The sequence below is a fragment of the Streptococcus sp. CF10-1 genome (assembly GCF_024295825.1).
Classification (GTDB): Bacteria; Bacillota; Bacilli; order Lactobacillales; family Streptococcaceae; genus Streptococcus.
In genome coordinates this window covers 57,865-73,697 of the sequence record NZ_JANCPQ010000003.1, presented here as the reverse complement: position 1 = coordinate 73,697, position 15,833 = coordinate 57,865, and the positions used below count along the sequence as shown (strand labels likewise).

Sequence of the window (15,833 nt, the reverse complement as noted above, 5' to 3'; positions counted from 1 at the left end):
CAGTCACAATGGCAAACGTAACATTATTTGACCAAACTGGTAAAGAAGCTGGCCAAGTTGTTCTTAACGATGCAGTATTTGGTATCGAACCAAATGAATCAGTTGTGTTTGATGTGATCATCAGCCAACGCGCAAGCCTTCGTCAAGGAACACACGCTGTTAAAAACCGCTCTGCAGTATCAGGTGGTGGACGCAAACCATGGCGTCAAAAAGGAACTGGACGTGCTCGTCAAGGTTCTATCCGCTCACCACAATGGCGTGGTGGTGGCGTTGTCTTCGGACCAACTCCACGTTCATACGGCTACAAACTTCCACAAAAAGTTCGTCGCCTAGCTCTTAAATCAGTTTACTCTGAAAAAGTTGCTGAAAACAAATTCGTAGCTGTAGACGCTCTTTCATTTACAGCTCCAAAAACTGCTGAATTTGCAAAAGTTCTTGCAGCATTGAGCATCGATTCAAAAGTTCTTGTTATCCTTGAAGAAGGAAATGAATTCGCAGCTCTTTCAGCTCGTAACCTTCCAAACGTGAAAGTTGCAACTGCTACAACTGCAAGTGTTCTTGACATCGCAAATAGCGACAAACTTCTTGTCACACAAGCAGCTATCTCTAAAATCGAGGAGGTTCTTGCATAATGAATTTGTATGATGTTATCAAAAAACCTGTCATCACTGAAAGCTCAATGGCTCAACTTGAAGCAGGAAAATATGTATTTGAAGTTGACACTCGTGCACACAAACTTTTGATCAAGCAAGCTGTTGAAGCTGCTTTCGAAGGTGTTAAAGTTGCCAACGTTAACACAATCAACGTAAAACCAAAAGCTAAACGTGTTGGACGTTACACAGGTTTTACTAACAAAACTAAAAAAGCTATCATCACACTTACAGCTGATTCAAAAGCAATCGAGTTGTTTGCTGCTGAAGCTGAATAATCTAAGGAGGAAATATCGTGGGAATTCGTGTTTATAAACCAACAACAAACGGTCGCCGTAATATGACTTCTTTGGATTTCGCTGAAATCACAACAAGCACTCCTGAAAAATCATTGCTTGTTGCTTTGAAGAGCAAGGCTGGTCGTAACAACAACGGTCGTATCACTGTTCGTCACCAAGGCGGTGGACACAAACGTTTCTACCGTTTGGTTGACTTCAAACGTAACAAAGACAACGTTGAAGCAGTTGTTAAAACTATCGAGTACGATCCAAACCGTTCTGCAAACATCGCTCTTGTACACTACACTGACGGTGTGAAAGCATACATTATCGCTCCAAAAGGTCTTGAAGTAGGTCAACGTATCGTTTCAGGTCCAGAAGCAGATATCAAAGTCGGAAACGCTCTTCCACTTGCTAACATCCCAGTTGGTACTTTGATCCACAACATCGAGTTGAAACCAGGTCGTGGTGGAGAATTAGTTCGTGCAGCTGGAGCTTCTGCTCAAGTATTGGGTCAAGAAGGTAAATACGTTCTTGTTCGTCTTCAATCTGGCGAAGTTCGTATGATTCTTGGAACTTGTCGTGCTACAGTTGGTGTTGTCGGTAACGAACAACATGGACTTGTAAACCTTGGTAAAGCAGGACGTAGCCGTTGGAAAGGTATCCGCCCAACAGTTCGTGGTTCTGTAATGAACCCTAACGATCACCCACACGGTGGTGGTGAAGGTAAAGCACCAGTTGGTCGTAAAGCGCCATCTACTCCATGGGGCAAACCTGCTCTTGGTCTTAAAACTCGTAACAAGAAAGCGAAATCTGACAAACTTATCGTTCGTCGTCGCAACGAGAAATAATAGTAAACTAGTCGCATAAGCGCTAGATAATCCGCCAGCTCGGTAGCGCTCCGTGTGAGCGCAAGCCGCTGTGGTACAACATTTAAAGGAGAAAAGATAAAATGGGACGCAGTCTTAAAAAAGGACCTTTCGTCGATGAGCATTTGATGAAAAAAGTTGAAGCTCAAGCTAACGACGAAAAGAAAAAAGTTATCAAAACTTGGTCACGTCGTTCAACGATCTTCCCAAGTTTCATTGGTTATACTATTGCAGTTTATGACGGACGTAAACACGTACCTGTTTACATTCAAGAAGACATGGTAGGTCACAAACTTGGTGAATTTGCACCAACTCGTACTTACAAAGGTCACGCTGCAGACGACAAGAAAACACGTAGAAAATAAGGAGAACATAAATGGCAGAAATTACTTCAGCTAAAGCAATGGCTCGTACAGTACGTGTTTCACCTCGTAAATCACGTCTTGTTCTTGACAACATCCGTGGTAAAAGCGTAGCCGATGCTATTGCAATCTTGACATTCACACCAAACAAAGCTGCTGAAATCATCTTGAAAGTTTTGAATTCAGCTGTAGCTAACGCTGAAAACAACTTTGGTTTGGATAAAGCTAACTTGGTAGTATCTGAAGCATTCGCGAACGAAGGACCAACTATGAAACGTTTCCGTCCACGTGCGAAAGGTTCAGCTTCACCAATCAACAAACGTACAGCTCACATCACTGTGGCTGTTGCAGAAAAATAAGGAGGTAACATCGTGGGTCAAAAAGTACATCCAATTGGTATGCGTGTCGGCATCATCCGTGATTGGGATGCCAAATGGTATGCTGAAAAAGAATACGCGGATTACCTTCATGAAGATCTTGCAATCCGTAAATTCGTTCAAAAAGAACTTGCTGACGCAGCAGTTTCAACTATCGAAATTGAACGCGCAGTAAACAAAGTTAACGTTTCACTTCACACTGCTAAACCAGGTATGGTTATCGGTAAAGGTGGTGCTAACGTTGATGCACTCCGTGCAAAACTTAACAAATTGACTGGAAAACAAGTACACATCAACATCATCGAAATCAAACAACCTGATTTGGATGCTCACCTTGTAGGTGAAGGAATCGCTCGTCAATTGGAGCAACGTGTCGCTTTCCGTCGTGCACAAAAACAAGCAATTCAACGTGCAATGCGTGCTGGAGCTAAAGGAATTAAAACTCAAGTATCAGGTCGTTTGAACGGTGCAGATATCGCCCGTGCTGAAGGATACTCTGAAGGAACTGTTCCACTTCACACACTTCGTGCAGATATCGATTACGCTTGGGAAGAAGCAGATACTACATACGGTAAACTTGGTGTTAAAGTATGGATCTACCGTGGTGAAGTTCTTCCAGCTCGTAAAAACACTAAAGGAGGTAAATAACCAATGTTAGTACCTAAACGTGTTAAACACCGTCGTGAATTCCGTGGAAAAATGCGCGGTGAAGCAAAAGGTGGAAAAGAAGTCGCATTCGGTGAATACGGTCTTCAAGCTACAACTAGCCACTGGATCACTAACCGCCAAATCGAAGCTGCTCGTATCGCCATGACTCGTTACATGAAACGTGGTGGTAAAGTTTGGATTAAAATCTTCCCACACAAATCATACACTGCTAAAGCTATCGGTGTGCGTATGGGATCTGGTAAAGGGGCACCTGAAGGTTGGGTAGCACCAGTTAAACGTGGTAAAGTGATGTTTGAAATCGCTGGTGTATCTGAAGAGATTGCTCGCGAAGCGCTTCGTCTTGCAAGCCACAAATTGCCAGTTAAATGTAAATTCGTAAAACGTGAAGCAGAATAAGGAGAAGGCATGAAACTTAATGAAGTAAAAGAATTTGTTAAAGAACTTCGTGGTCTTTCTCAAGAAGAACTCGCGAAGCGCGAAAACGAATTGAAAAAAGAATTGTTTGAACTTCGTTTCCAAGCTGCTACTGGTCAATTGGAACAAACAGCTCGCTTGAAAGAAGTTAAAAAACAAATCGCTCGTATCAAAACAGTTCAATCTGAAGCGAAATAATAGACTAGGGAAGGAGAAATTTCAATGGAACGCAATAATCGTAAAGTTCTTGTTGGACGTGTTGTATCTGACAAAATGGACAAGACAATCACAGTTGTAGTTGAAACAAAACGTAACCACCCAGTCTATGGTAAACGTATTAACTACTCTAAGAAATACAAAGCACATGATGAAAACAATGTTGCCAAAGAAGGCGATATCGTACGTATCATGGAAACTCGTCCGCTTTCAGCTACAAAACGTTTCCGTCTTGTAGAAGTTGTTGAAGAAGCGGTCATCATCTAATCAAACCTGAAAGGAGAAAACTGAAATGATTCAAACAGAAACTCGTTTGAAAGTCGCAGACAACAGCGGTGCTCGCGAAATCTTGACTATCAAAGTTCTTGGTGGTTCAGGACGTAAATTTGCAAACATCGGTGATGTTATCGTGGCATCTGTAAAACAAGCTACTCCTGGTGGTGCGGTTAAAAAAGGTGACGTTGTAAAAGCTGTTATCGTTCGTACTAAATCAGGTGCTCGTCGTGCTGATGGTTCATACATCAAATTTGACGAAAACGCAGCAGTTATCATCCGTGAAGACAAAACTCCTCGCGGAACACGTATCTTTGGTCCAGTTGCACGTGAATTGCGTGAAGGTGGCTTCATGAAGATCGTGTCACTTGCTCCAGAAGTACTTTAATTTTTAAAAACAAACTAGTCCCCTGGATTTACTCCAGGGTGCCCTTATGGGCGTAAGAAAAATCAAGGAGAAACCTAATGTTTGTAAAAAAAGGCGACAAAGTTCGCGTAATCGCTGGTAAAGATAAGGGAACAGAAGCTGTTGTCCTTACTGCCCTTCCAAAAGTAAACAAAGTTATCGTTGAAGGTGTTAACATTGTTAAGAAACACCAACGTCCAACTAACGAGCTTCCTCAAGGTGGTATCATCGAAAAAGAAGCAGCTATCCACGTATCAAACGTTCAAGTTTTGGACAAAAATGGTGTAGCTGGTCGTGTTGGTTACAAATTTGTAGACGGTAAAAAAGTTCGCTACAACAAAAAATCAGGCGAAGTGCTTGATTAATCACGAAGGAAAGGAGAAGTATAATGGCAAATCGTTTAAAAGAAAAATATCTTAATGAAGTAGTTCCTGCTTTGACAGAACAATTCAACTACTCATCAGTGATGGCTGTGCCTAAAGTAGATAAGATCGTTTTGAACATGGGTGTTGGTGAAGCTGTATCAAACGCTAAAAGTCTTGAAAAAGCTGCTGAAGAATTGGCACTTATCTCAGGTCAAAAACCACTTATCACTAAAGCTAAAAAATCAATCGCCGGCTTCCGTCTTCGTGAAGGTGTAGCGATCGGTGCAAAAGTTACCCTTCGTGGTGAACGTATGTACGAATTCTTGGACAAATTGGTTTCAGTTTCACTTCCACGTGTACGTGACTTCCACGGTGTTCCAACAAAATCGTTTGACGGACGCGGAAACTACACTCTTGGTGTGAAAGAACAATTGATCTTCCCAGAAATCAACTTTGATGACGTTGACAAAACTCGTGGTCTTGACATCGTTATCGTAACAACTGCTAACACTGACGAAGAGTCACGTGCATTGCTTACAGGCCTTGGAATGCCTTTTGCAAAATAATATAGGAGGTAAATCTAATGGCTAAAAAATCAATGATTGCTAAGAACAAACGTCCAGCGAAGTTCTCTACTCAAGCTTATACTCGTTGTGAAAAATGTGGTCGTCCACATTCAGTTTACCGCAAATTTAAACTTTGCCGTGTTTGCTTCCGTGAATTAGCTTACAAAGGACAAATTCCTGGTGTAACAAAAGCATCTTGGTAATTTAAGATATCAAGGGCGTCAAAACTCCAAGTGAAAATAGGAAACTTGACGAAGAAACTGAAGTTTCTAGGAAAGTTTATCTTTTTCACACAGAGTTTAGCCCGGGTTCAGTTGGGCTTGCCAATTTGAACACGAGCTACAGCTTTGGCAAAAAAGACCAATTTGCTTTGGAGCATCGCTCCTGCATCAAATTGCCTATTTTTGCTCTTGCTGTGACGCTCTTTGTATCATGTATTAACTAGCAAGTGCAACTTGCAAACTACTAGTAAGAGGAGAATAATAAAATGGTTATGACTGACCCAATCGCAGACTTTCTAACTCGTATTCGTAACGCTAATCAAGCGAAACACGAAGTACTTGAAGTACCTGCATCAAACATCAAAAAAGGGATTGCTGAAATCCTTAAACGCGAAGGTTTTGTTAAGAACGTAGAAATCATCGAAGATGACAAACAAGGCATCATCCGTGTATTCCTTAAATACGGACCAAACGGTGAAAAAGTTATCACTAACTTGAAACGTGTTTCTAAACCAGGACTTCGTGTCTACAAAAAACGTGAAGATCTTCCAAAAGTTCTTAACGGACTTGGAATTGCTATCCTTTCAACTTCTGAAGGTTTGCTTACTGATAAAGAAGCTCGCCAAAAGAACGTTGGTGGAGAAGTTATCGCTTACGTTTGGTAAAATCAAGATACAAAAAGCGTCATGGGCAATGTGAAAATAGGAAATCTGACAAAGAGTGTTAACACTCTAGGAAGATTTGTCTTTTTCACACAGACCATAGCTCGTGTTCAATTTAGCTGATTTACTGATCAGCTAAATAGAGAGTAAATTAGTTTAGGAGAAAAAGATGAAAGCTACTGAATTGAATGAAAAACTTATTGTTGCAGAAGACGCTTTGGCTGAATTGTCAAAAGATGACCTTGTATCTCTTTTATGTGAAATTGGTTATAGTCCTGCGGCTATTGATGTATTGACAGAATATCAGGGGTTTGTCAAAGCTTTTCGAAAGAAACTAGGTTTGCTCTAATCCGAATGCCCCCCGTGAAAACTGGCCGTTCTGGCCTGACAATTTAACAGGAGAATAAAAACATGTCACGTATTGGTAATAAAGTTATCGTGTTGCCTGCTGGTGTTGAAATCACTAACAATGACAACGTTGTAACTGTAAAAGGACCTAAAGGAGAACTTACTCGTGAGTTCTCAAAAGATATTGAAATTCGCGTGGAAGGTACTGAAGTAACTCTTCACCGTCCAAACGATTCAAAAGAAATGAAAACTATCCACGGAACTACTCGTGCCCTTTTGAATAACATGGTAATTGGTGTATCAGAAGGATTCAAGAAAGAACTTGAAATGCGTGGGGTTGGTTACCGTGCACAACTTCAAGGATCGAAACTTGTTTTGGCTGTTGGTAAATCTCATCCAGATGAAGTTGAAGCTCCAGAAGGGATTACTTTTGAACTTCCAAGCCCAACAACAATCGTTGTTAGCGGAATTTCAAAAGAAGTGGTTGGGCAAACAGCTGCTTACGTACGTAGCCTTCGTTCACCAGAACCTTACAAAGGTAAAGGTATTCGTTACGTTGGAGAGTACGTTCGTCTTAAAGAAGGTAAAACAGGTAAATAATGTTGAGTGGTTGATTTTCAACCACCAACCTATTTTCCAACTTTGTGCATAGCACGCGATTTAAAACTAAAGAGGTGAAAACTGTGATTTCTAAACCAGATAAAAACAAACTCCGTCAAAAACGCCACCGTCGCGTTCGCGGAAAACTCTCTGGAACTGCTGATCGCCCACGTTTGAACGTATTCCGTTCTAATACAGGCATCTACGCTCAAGTGATTGATGACGTAGCGGGTGTAACGCTCGCAAGTGCTTCAACTCTTGACAAAGAAGTTTCAAAAGGAACTAAAACTGAACAAGCCGTTGCTGTCGGTAAACTCGTTGCAGAACGTGCAAACGCTAAAGGTATTTCAGAAGTGGTGTTCGACCGCGGTGGATATCTATATCACGGACGTGTGAAAGCTTTGGCTGATGCAGCTCGTGAAAACGGATTGAAATTCTAATAGGAGGACACTAGAAAATGGCATTTAAAGACAATGCAGTTGAATTAGAAGAACGCGTAGTTGCTGTCAACCGTGTTACAAAAGTTGTTAAAGGTGGACGTCGTCTTCGTTTCGCAGCTCTTGTTGTTGTCGGTGACCACAACGGTCGTGTAGGATTTGGTACTGGTAAGGCTCAAGAAGTTCCAGAAGCAATCCGCAAAGCAGTAGAAGATGCTAAGAAAAACTTGATTGAAGTTCCTATGGTTGGAACAACAATCCCACACGAAGTTCTTTCAGAATTCGGTGGAGCTAAAGTATTGTTGAAACCTGCTGTAGAAGGTTCTGGAGTTGCCGCTGGTGGTGCGGTTCGTGCCGTTGTGGAATTGGCAGGTGTGGCAGATATTACATCTAAATCACTTGGTTCTAACACTCCAATCAACATTGTTCGCGCAACTGTTGAAGGTTTGAAACAATTGAAACGCGCTGAAGAAGTTGCTGCCCTTCGTGGTATTTCAGTTTCTGATTTGGCATAAGAAAGGGGATAAAATGGCTCAAATTAAAATTACTTTGACTAAGTCTCCAATCGGACGCATTCCATCACAACGTAAAACTGTTGTAGCACTTGGACTTGGCAAATTGAACAGCTCTGTTATCAAAGAAGACAATGCTGCTATCCGTGGTATGATCACTGCAGTATCTCACTTGGTAACAGTTGAAGAAGTAAACTAATGATTTTTAGGGGATGTGGCAATACTCATCCCCTAAAACTAGGTATAGTCATCTAAGATGACCATGTATAGGCGAGTTGATAAGGGAGACAACCTTTTCTCTCTTATCGGCGCTAGCATTTTACAAAAGAGGAGAAAATAATAATGAAACTTCATGAATTGAAACCTGCAGAAGGTTCTCGTAAAGTACGTAACCGTGTTGGTCGTGGTACTTCATCAGGTAACGGTAAAACATCTGGTCGCGGTCAAAAAGGTCAAAAAGCTCGTAGCGGTGGCGGAGTTCGCCTTGGTTTTGAAGGTGGACAAACTCCATTGTTCCGTCGTCTTCCAAAACGTGGATTCACTAACATCAACGCTAAAGAATACGCAATTGTAAACCTTGACCAATTGAACGTCTTTGAAGACGGTGCAGAAGTAACTCCAGTTGTACTTATCGAAGCAGGAATTGTGAAAGCTGAAAAATCAGGAGTTAAAATTCTTGGTAACGGTGAGTTGACTAAGAAATTGACTGTGAAAGCAGCTAAATTCTCTAAATCAGCTGAGGAAGCTATCACTGCTAAAGGTGGTTCTGTAGAAGTCATCTAAGAGAGGTGACCCATGTTTTTTAAATTACTAAAAGAAGCGCTCAAGGTTAAACAAGTTCGATCAAAAATTCTCTTTACAATTTTTATCATTCTTGTTTTCCGTATTGGGACAAGTATTACTGTTCCAGGTGTGAATGCGAAAAGTTTAGAAGCTCTCAGCGGTTTATCTTTCTTGAACATGCTTAGTCTTGTTTCAGGGAATGCCATGAAGAACTTCTCCGTTTTTGCACTCGGAGTAAGTCCGTATATCACTGCTTCTATCGTTGTTCAATTGCTACAAATGGATATTTTACCGAAGTTTGTAGAATGGGGCAAACAAGGGGAAGTAGGACGGAGAAAACTAAACCAAGCTACTCGATATATTGCACTTGTGCTTGCATTCGTTCAATCTATCGGGATCACAGCAGGGTTTAATACTCTATCTGGAGCGAAATTATTAACGACAGCTTTAACTCCACAAGTCTTTGTTACTATTGGTATTATCCTCACAGCAGGTAGTATGATTGTAACTTGGCTCGGGGAACAAATTACAGATAAGGGATACGGTAACGGTGTTTCTATGATCATCTTTGCAGGTATTGTTGCTTCAATTCCTGAGATGATTAAAGGCATCTATGTTGACTACTTCGTCAATATTCCAAGTAGCCGTTTGACTTCATCTATTATCTTTGTCGTTATTTTGATTATCGCTGTCTTGTTGATTGTTTACTTTACAACCTTTGTTCAACAGGCAGAATATAAAATTCCAATCCAATATACAAAAGTTGCTCAAGGAGCCCCATCAAGCTCATACCTTCCATTGAAGGTGAACCCAGCGGGGGTTATCCCAGTTATCTTTGCAAGTTCCATTACAGCAGCACCTGCAGCCATTCTTCAATTTTTGAGTGCTACAGGTCATGATTGGGCTTGGGTACGTACAGCACAGGAAATGTTATCTACAACATCTCCAACAGGTGTTGCTATGTATGCCTTGCTAATCATTCTCTTTACGTTCTTCTATACATTTGTACAGATTAATCCAGAGAAAGCAGCAGAAAACTTGCAAAAGAGTGGAGCCTACATTCATGGTGTCCGTCCTGGTAAGGGAACTGAAGAATTCATGTCGAAACTTCTTCGTCGCCTTGCGACTGTCGGGTCAATCTTCCTTGGTGTGATTTCAATCTTGCCGATTGTGGCAAAAGATGTCTTTGGTCTTTCAGAAGCTGTTGCTTTTGGGGGAACTAGTCTTTTGATCATTATCTCAACTGGTATCGAAGGAATCAAACAGCTAGAAGGTTACCTATTGAAACGTAAGTATGTTGGTTTCATGGATAAAACAGAATAAAAGCAAAATTACTTTTGCTTAGAGAGTGGAGTATGAAGATCTATCTATCAGAGAGATTTTCGTCTCCCCTCTTCTATTTTGTTTTTAAATAGGGGTTGAAAGAGATTTCTGCTTCTATTTAAATACAAAATAAGGAGATCCTATCATGAATCTTTTGATTATGGGCTTACCTGGAGCAGGTAAGGGAACGCAAGCAGCTAAAATTGTGGAGCAATTCCACGTGGCACACATTTCAACTGGAGATATGTTCCGTGCTGCTATGGCAAATCAAACTGAAATGGGTGTACTTGCAAAGTCATACATCGACAAAGGTGAGTTGGTTCCAGATGAAGTTACAAATGGAATCGTTAAAGAACGCCTTTCACAGGACGACATCAAGGAAACAGGTTTCTTGTTGGATGGTTACCCACGTACTATTGAACAAGCCCATGCCTTGGATAAAACATTGGCGGAACTCGGTATCGAACTAGAAGGTGTGATCAATATCGAAGTGAACCCAGATTGTCTCTTGGAACGTTTGAGTGGCCGTATCATCCATCGCGAAACAGGTGAAACCTTCCACAAAGTTTTCAACCCACCAGTTGACTATAAGGAAGAAGATTATTACCAACGTGAAGATGACAAACCGGAGACAGTGAAGCGTCGTTTGGATGTGAATATTGCACAAGGTGAACCAATCATTGCTCACTACCGTGCCAAAGGTTTGGTCCACGATATCGAAGGAAATCAAGATATCAATGATGTGTTCAAAGACATCGAAAAAGTATTGACAAATTTGAAATAAAGCGTTTTTCACACTTGCAAAAAATCGCTACAAATGTTATACTGAGATAGTCTGACTTATAATTGTTGTCTCTGTTTTCAGAGGCATCGAATCGAAATTTATGGAGGTGCTTTTGCGTGGCAAAAGACGATGTGATTGAAGTTGAAGGCAAAGTAGTCGATACAATGCCTAACGCAATGTTTACGGTTGAACTTGAAAATGGACATCAGATTTTAGCAACAGTTTCTGGTAAAATTCGTAAAAACTATATTCGTATTTTAGCGGGAGATCGTGTTACTGTCGAGATGAGTCCATATGACTTGACACGTGGACGTATCACTTACCGCTTTAAATAATCGAAAAACTTGGAGGGATAAGAAATGAAAGTAAGACCATCGGTCAAACCAATTTGCGAATACTGTAAAGTAATTCGTCGTAATGGTCGTGTTATGGTAATTTGCCCAGCAAATCCAAAACACAAACAACGTCAAGGATAAGATAGAAAGGAGAAAACATGGCTCGTATTGCTGGAGTTGACATTCCAAATGACAAACGCGTAGTAATCTCATTGACTTACGTTTATGGTATCGGACTTGCAACATCTAAGAAAATTTTGGCTGCTGCTGGAATCTCAGAAGATGTTCGTGTACGTGACCTTACATCAGATCAAGAAGATGCTATCCGTCGTGAAGTGGATGCAATCAAAGTTGAAGGTGACCTTCGTCGTGAAGTAAACTTGAACATTAAACGTTTGATGGAAATCGGTTCTTACCGTGGTATTCGTCACCGTCGTGGACTTCCTGTCCGTGGACAAAACACTAAAAACAACGCTCGCACTCGTAAAGGTAAAGCTGTTGCGATTGCTGGTAAGAAAAAATAATATAGGAGGTAAAAGTCTTGGCTAAACCAACACGTAAACGTCGTGTGAAAAAGAATATCGAATCTGGTATTGCTCATATTCACGCTACATTTAATAACACTATTGTTATGATTACTGATGTGCATGGTAATGCAATTGCTTGGTCATCAGCTGGTGCTCTTGGTTTCAAAGGTTCTCGTAAATCTACACCATTCGCTGCTCAAATGGCTTCTGAAGCTGCTGCTAAATCTGCACAAGAACACGGTCTTAAATCAGTTGAAGTTACTGTAAAAGGTCCAGGTTCTGGTCGTGAGTCAGCTATTCGTGCGCTTGCTGCCGCTGGTCTTGAAGTAACAGCAATTCGTGATGTGACTCCAGTGCCACACAATGGTGCTCGTCCTCCAAAACGTCGCCGTGTATAATCATCGCATTACACTGCTTTTCGTTTAAGAGGGAGTAACTAAATGATTGAGTTTGAAAAACCAAATATAACAAAAATTGATGAAAATAAAGATTATGGCAAGTTTGTAATCGAACCACTTGAACGTGGTTACGGTACAACTCTTGGTAACTCTCTTCGTCGTGTACTACTAGCTTCTCTACCAGGAGCAGCAGTGACATCTATCAACATTGAAGGTGTCTTGCATGAGTTCGACACAGTTCCAGGTGTTCGTGAAGACGTGATGCAAATCATTCTGAACATTAAAGGGATTGCAGTGAAATCATACGTTGAAGACGAAAAAATCATTGAACTGAATGTTGAAGGTCCCGCTGAAATTACAGCTGGAGACATTTTGACTGACAGTGATATTGAAATTGTAAATCCAGATCATTATCTCTTTACAATCGGTGAAGGCTCTTCTCTAAAAGCGACAATGACTGTTAACAGTGGTCGTGGATATGTACCTGCTGATGAAAACAAAAAAGATAATGCACCAGTTGGAACACTTGCTGTAGATTCTATTTATACACCAGTTACAAAAGTCAACTATCAAGTAGAGCCTGCTCGTGTAGGTAGCAATGATGGATTTGACAAATTAACCCTTGAAATCTTGACTAATGGAACAATTATTCCAGAAGATGCTTTAGGGCTTTCAGCACGTATCTTGACAGAACATCTTGATTTGTTTACAAATCTTACTGAGATTGCTAAGTCAACTGAAGTGATGAAAGAAGCTGATACTGAATCTGACGATCGTATTTTGGATCGTACGATTGAGGAACTGGACTTGTCTGTGCGTTCATACAACTGTTTGAAACGTGCCGGTATCAACACTGTGCATGATTTGACAGAAAAATCTGAAGCAGAGATGATGAAAGTACGAAATCTTGGACGCAAGAGTTTGGAAGAAGTGAAACTCAAACTCATTGATTTGGGTCTTGGATTAAAAGATAAATAAAGGAGGAATACATGGCTTACCGTAAACTAGGACGCACTAGCTCACAACGTAAAGCAATGCTTCGCGATTTGACAACTGACCTTTTGATCAACGAATCAATCGTGACAACTGAAGCTCGTGCTAAAGAAATCCGTAAAACTGTTGAAAAAATGATTACTCTAGGTAAACGTGGTGATTTGCATGCACGTCGTCAAGCAGCTGCTTTCGTACGTAATGAAATCGCATCTGAAAACTATGATGAAGCAACTGATAAGTACACTTCAACTACAGCACTTCAAAAATTGTTCTCAGAAATCGCACCTCGTTATGCTGAACGTAACGGTGGATACACTCGTATCCTTAAAACTGAACCACGTCGTGGTGATGCTGCGCCAATGGCGATCATCGAATTAGTATAAAATCATCAATTTTGTTGAGTGTTATGATGATGGAGTCTTGTGCTCTTAGTCTAGCTCTGGTCTACCGCTGGGACTTCGGTCCTAGCGGGAACACTCATCATCATTTGATAGGGTAGACGCTTGTTTACGAAATTGTTTTTTTCTTAAGAACAACTTCGTAAGCAGGCGTTTTTTAGTATTTTCTATGGAAATATGCTATACTAGGAAAAAAGAAAATCAAAAACGTTCAGGTTTTCTAAAAATCGTAGAAATGGGGTATAAGAATGAAGGCTATTATTACAGTAGTTGGTAAGGACAAGGCTGGGATCGTTGCAGGCGTGTCTACTAAGATTGCAGAGTTGGGTTTGAATATTGACGATATTTCTCAGACGGTGTTGGATGAATACTTTACCATGATGGCAGTCGTTTCTAGTGACGAAAAGCAGGATTTCACCACTTTACGAAATGAGTTTGAAAACTTTGGGCAAACCTTGAATGTTAAAATCAATATTCAAAGTGCAGCGATTTTTGATGCTATGTACAATATCTAGGAGGTTATCATGGATATTAGACAAGTTACGGAAACCATTGCCATGATCGAAGAGCAGAACTTCGATATCAGAACCATCACCATGGGGATTTCCCTTTTGGACTGTATTGATCCAGATATCAATCGTGCTGCTGAAAAGATTTACCAAAAAATCACCACTAAAGCTGCAAATCTAGTGGCTGTGGGAGATGAAATTGCTGCAGAACTTGGGATTCCTATTGTTAATAAACGGGTATCGGTGACTCCGATTTCTTTAATTGGTGCTGCGACTGATGCGATAGACTATGTTATTTTGGCAAAGGCTCTCGACAAGGCGGCTAAGGAGATTGGTGTTGATTTTATTGGTGGCTTCTCAGCTTTGGTACAAAAAGGCTACCAAAAAGGAGATGAAATTCTCATCAATTCTATCCCCCGTGCTCTAGCTGAGACAGACAAGGTCTGTTCGTCTGTCAACATTGGCTCAACTAAGTCAGGTATCAACATGACTGCGGTCGCTGATATGGGCCGTATCATTAAGGAAACAGCTGCGCTATCAGATATGGGTGCGGCCAAGTTGGTCGTATTTGCTAATGCTGTTGAGGACAATCCTTTTATGGCAGGGGCTTTCCATGGTGTTGGCGAAGCAGATGTTATCATTAATGTCGGGGTTTCGGGTCCTGGTGTGGTCAAGCGTGCCTTGGAAAAGGTTCGTGGACAGAGCTTTGATGTAGTAGCCGAGACGGTCAAGAAAACGGCCTTTAAGATTACTCGTATCGGTCAATTAGTTGGTCAGATGGCCAGCGAGAGACTGGGTGTTGACTTTGGAATTGTCGACCTAAGCTTGGCGCCAACTCCTGCGGTTGGTGATTCTGTGGCTCGTGTCCTGGAGGAAATGGGTCTAGAAACAGTTGGTACGCATGGGACGACGGCTGCCCTCGCTCTTTTGAATGACCAAGTTAAGAAGGGCGGAGTGATGGCTTGTAACCAAGTCGGTGGCTTGTCAGGGGCTTTTATCCCCGTTTCTGAAGATGAGGGGATGATTGCTGCGGTGCAAGATGGCTCTCTAAATTTAGAGAAACTAGAAGCCATGACTGCTATCTGTTCAGTTGGACTGGATATGATTGCCATTCCGGAAGATACGCCTGCTGAAACCATTGCGGCTATGATTGCGGATGAGGCGGCAATCGGTGTTATTAACATGAAAACAACGGCTGTTCGTATTATTCCAAAGGGCAAAGAAGGTGATATGATTGAGTTTGGTGGCTTGCTAGGAACAGCTCCAGTTATGAAGGTTAACGGGGCTTCGTCTGTTGATTTCATCTCTCGCGGTGGGCAAATCCCAGCTCCAATCCATAGTTTTAAAAATTAATAAAAAAGCGAGAGGATTTAAGTTGAGTTTAAGGATGACTGTGTATACTATAATCATTAAATAAAGACCTCCTAACTTTATTTAATAGAAATCCTAAACTTTTTCATAATAATCTCCTAGGGAAGCTACCATGAGGGTAGCTTTTCTTTTGGGTAATTTACAAATGTTGGCTTTGCTTTTGAAAGCCGAATATTTCTTTGATCCA

30 protein-coding genes are annotated in these 15,833 nt (G+C 41.2%); all 30 read left to right on the top strand.

Annotation, left to right across the window (positions count from 1 at the left end):
• Nucleotides 1–8 precede the first annotated feature (8 nt).
• The 30 genes from rplD (at nt 9) to NMM25_RS04930 (ending at nt 15,628) form a co-directional block, all read left to right on the top strand.
• Nucleotides 9–632, top strand: coding sequence for a 50S ribosomal protein L4 (gene rplD / locus NMM25_RS05075; RefSeq protein ID WP_000024537.1), 624 nt, complete (start codon nt 9–11; stop codon nt 630–632).
• Entirely contained in the window at nt 632–928 is a 297-nt protein-coding gene (locus tag NMM25_RS05070; protein ID WP_001055347.1) for a 50S ribosomal protein L23, read from the top strand. The genes rplD and NMM25_RS05070 overlap by 1 nt, the downstream gene beginning before the upstream one ends.
• A gap of 17 nt (nt 929–945) precedes the next feature.
• Entirely contained in the window at nt 946–1,779 is an 834-nt protein-coding gene (rplB, locus tag NMM25_RS05065) for a 50S ribosomal protein L2 (RefSeq protein ID WP_000512910.1), read from the top strand.
• Nucleotides 1,780–1,880: 101 nt separating this feature from the next.
• Entirely contained in the window at nt 1,881–2,162 is a 282-nt protein-coding gene (gene rpsS / locus NMM25_RS05060) for a 30S ribosomal protein S19 (RefSeq protein WP_000533766.1), read from the top strand.
• Between the two features lie 11 nt (nt 2,163–2,173).
• Complete coding sequence (gene rplV / locus NMM25_RS05055; RefSeq protein WP_000818137.1) at nt 2,174–2,518, top strand: 50S ribosomal protein L22; 345 nt, start codon at nt 2,174–2,176, stop codon at nt 2,516–2,518.
• 12 nt (nt 2,519–2,530) lie between these two features.
• Nucleotides 2,531–3,184, top strand: coding sequence for a 30S ribosomal protein S3 (gene rpsC, locus NMM25_RS05050; protein ID WP_000529936.1), 654 nt, complete (start codon nt 2,531–2,533; stop codon nt 3,182–3,184).
• A gap of 3 nt (nt 3,185–3,187) precedes the next feature.
• The gene (gene rplP, locus NMM25_RS05045) at nt 3,188–3,601 is read left to right on the top strand and encodes a 50S ribosomal protein L16 (protein ID WP_000960946.1); all 414 of its coding nucleotides are present in this window, start codon (nt 3,188–3,190) and stop codon (nt 3,599–3,601) included.
• A 9-nt stretch (nt 3,602–3,610) separates the two neighbouring features.
• Entirely contained in the window at nt 3,611–3,817 is a 207-nt protein-coding gene (gene rpmC, locus NMM25_RS05040; RefSeq protein ID WP_000772918.1) for a 50S ribosomal protein L29, read from the top strand.
• A 24-nt stretch (nt 3,818–3,841) separates the two neighbouring features.
• Complete coding sequence (gene rpsQ / locus NMM25_RS05035) at nt 3,842–4,102, top strand: 30S ribosomal protein S17 (RefSeq protein WP_000440801.1); 261 nt, start codon at nt 3,842–3,844, stop codon at nt 4,100–4,102.
• Nucleotides 4,103–4,127: 25 nt separating this feature from the next.
• Nucleotides 4,128–4,496: a 50S ribosomal protein L14 gene (gene rplN / locus NMM25_RS05030; RefSeq protein WP_000616545.1), complete on the top strand. Its 369-nt coding sequence runs from the start codon at nt 4,128–4,130 to the stop codon at nt 4,494–4,496.
• 77 nt (nt 4,497–4,573) lie between these two features.
• The gene (gene rplX, locus NMM25_RS05025; RefSeq protein ID WP_000497691.1) at nt 4,574–4,879 is read left to right on the top strand and encodes a 50S ribosomal protein L24; all 306 of its coding nucleotides are present in this window, start codon (nt 4,574–4,576) and stop codon (nt 4,877–4,879) included.
• A 23-nt stretch (nt 4,880–4,902) separates the two neighbouring features.
• The gene (gene rplE / locus NMM25_RS05020) at nt 4,903–5,445 is read left to right on the top strand and encodes a 50S ribosomal protein L5 (protein WP_000013542.1); all 543 of its coding nucleotides are present in this window, start codon (nt 4,903–4,905) and stop codon (nt 5,443–5,445) included.
• Nucleotides 5,446–5,462: 17 nt separating this feature from the next.
• Nucleotides 5,463–5,648, top strand: a complete 186-nt coding sequence (locus NMM25_RS05015; protein ID WP_001085697.1) for a type Z 30S ribosomal protein S14 — start codon at nt 5,463–5,465, stop codon at nt 5,646–5,648.
• Between the two features lie 284 nt (nt 5,649–5,932).
• Nucleotides 5,933–6,331, top strand: a complete 399-nt coding sequence (rpsH, locus tag NMM25_RS05010) for a 30S ribosomal protein S8 (protein ID WP_000245504.1) — start codon at nt 5,933–5,935, stop codon at nt 6,329–6,331.
• A 166-nt stretch (nt 6,332–6,497) separates the two neighbouring features.
• Nucleotides 6,498–6,677 carry a hypothetical protein gene (locus NMM25_RS05005; protein WP_049553384.1) on the top strand — a complete coding sequence of 60 codons (180 nt, stop codon included), beginning with the start codon at nt 6,498–6,500 and terminating at the stop codon, nt 6,675–6,677.
• A 62-nt stretch (nt 6,678–6,739) separates the two neighbouring features.
• Nucleotides 6,740–7,276, top strand: a complete 537-nt coding sequence (gene rplF / locus NMM25_RS05000; protein WP_254736152.1) for a 50S ribosomal protein L6 — start codon at nt 6,740–6,742, stop codon at nt 7,274–7,276.
• Nucleotides 7,277–7,359: 83 nt separating this feature from the next.
• Nucleotides 7,360–7,716 (top strand): 50S ribosomal protein L18, encoded by a 357-nt coding sequence (rplR, locus tag NMM25_RS04995; RefSeq protein ID WP_000624044.1) that lies wholly within the window; start codon nt 7,360–7,362, stop codon nt 7,714–7,716.
• Nucleotides 7,717–7,733: 17 nt separating this feature from the next.
• Entirely contained in the window at nt 7,734–8,228 is a 495-nt protein-coding gene (gene rpsE, locus NMM25_RS04990; protein ID WP_000874204.1) for a 30S ribosomal protein S5, read from the top strand.
• Between the two features lie 13 nt (nt 8,229–8,241).
• Nucleotides 8,242–8,424 (top strand): 50S ribosomal protein L30, encoded by a 183-nt coding sequence (gene rpmD, locus NMM25_RS04985; protein WP_000057241.1) that lies wholly within the window; start codon nt 8,242–8,244, stop codon nt 8,422–8,424.
• Between the two features lie 143 nt (nt 8,425–8,567).
• On the top strand, nt 8,568–9,008 hold the full coding sequence (gene rplO / locus NMM25_RS04980; RefSeq protein WP_000766089.1) for a 50S ribosomal protein L15: 441 nt from the start codon (nt 8,568–8,570) through the stop codon (nt 9,006–9,008).
• A 12-nt stretch (nt 9,009–9,020) separates the two neighbouring features.
• Nucleotides 9,021–10,331, top strand: a complete 1,311-nt coding sequence (secY, locus tag NMM25_RS04975) for a preprotein translocase subunit SecY (protein WP_000465385.1) — start codon at nt 9,021–9,023, stop codon at nt 10,329–10,331.
• A 145-nt stretch (nt 10,332–10,476) separates the two neighbouring features.
• Nucleotides 10,477–11,115 (top strand): adenylate kinase, encoded by a 639-nt coding sequence (locus NMM25_RS04970; RefSeq protein WP_001050433.1) that lies wholly within the window; start codon nt 10,477–10,479, stop codon nt 11,113–11,115.
• A gap of 116 nt (nt 11,116–11,231) precedes the next feature.
• Nucleotides 11,232–11,450 (top strand): translation initiation factor IF-1, encoded by a 219-nt coding sequence (infA, locus tag NMM25_RS04965; RefSeq protein ID WP_001029883.1) that lies wholly within the window; start codon nt 11,232–11,234, stop codon nt 11,448–11,450.
• 24 nt (nt 11,451–11,474) lie between these two features.
• Nucleotides 11,475–11,591 (top strand): 50S ribosomal protein L36, encoded by a 117-nt coding sequence (gene rpmJ, locus NMM25_RS04960; RefSeq protein WP_001808836.1) that lies wholly within the window; start codon nt 11,475–11,477, stop codon nt 11,589–11,591.
• A gap of 17 nt (nt 11,592–11,608) precedes the next feature.
• On the top strand, nt 11,609–11,974 hold the full coding sequence (gene rpsM / locus NMM25_RS04955; RefSeq protein ID WP_000090781.1) for a 30S ribosomal protein S13: 366 nt from the start codon (nt 11,609–11,611) through the stop codon (nt 11,972–11,974).
• Nucleotides 11,975–11,991: 17 nt separating this feature from the next.
• Nucleotides 11,992–12,375: a 30S ribosomal protein S11 gene (gene rpsK / locus NMM25_RS04950; RefSeq protein WP_001118385.1), complete on the top strand. Its 384-nt coding sequence runs from the start codon at nt 11,992–11,994 to the stop codon at nt 12,373–12,375.
• Nucleotides 12,376–12,417: 42 nt separating this feature from the next.
• Nucleotides 12,418–13,353 carry a DNA-directed RNA polymerase subunit alpha gene (locus tag NMM25_RS04945; RefSeq protein ID WP_061421459.1) on the top strand — a complete coding sequence of 312 codons (936 nt, stop codon included), beginning with the start codon at nt 12,418–12,420 and terminating at the stop codon, nt 13,351–13,353.
• A gap of 11 nt (nt 13,354–13,364) precedes the next feature.
• Complete coding sequence (gene rplQ, locus NMM25_RS04940; RefSeq protein WP_000331493.1) at nt 13,365–13,751, top strand: 50S ribosomal protein L17; 387 nt, start codon at nt 13,365–13,367, stop codon at nt 13,749–13,751.
• A 263-nt stretch (nt 13,752–14,014) separates the two neighbouring features.
• Complete coding sequence (locus NMM25_RS04935) at nt 14,015–14,281, top strand: ACT domain-containing protein (RefSeq protein ID WP_009729700.1); 267 nt, start codon at nt 14,015–14,017, stop codon at nt 14,279–14,281.
• Nucleotides 14,282–14,290: 9 nt separating this feature from the next.
• A complete protein-coding gene (locus NMM25_RS04930) occupies nt 14,291–15,628 on the top strand; it encodes a PFL family protein (RefSeq protein ID WP_254736151.1) in 1,338 nt (445 codons plus the stop codon).
• Nucleotides 15,629–15,833 lie beyond the last annotated feature (205 nt).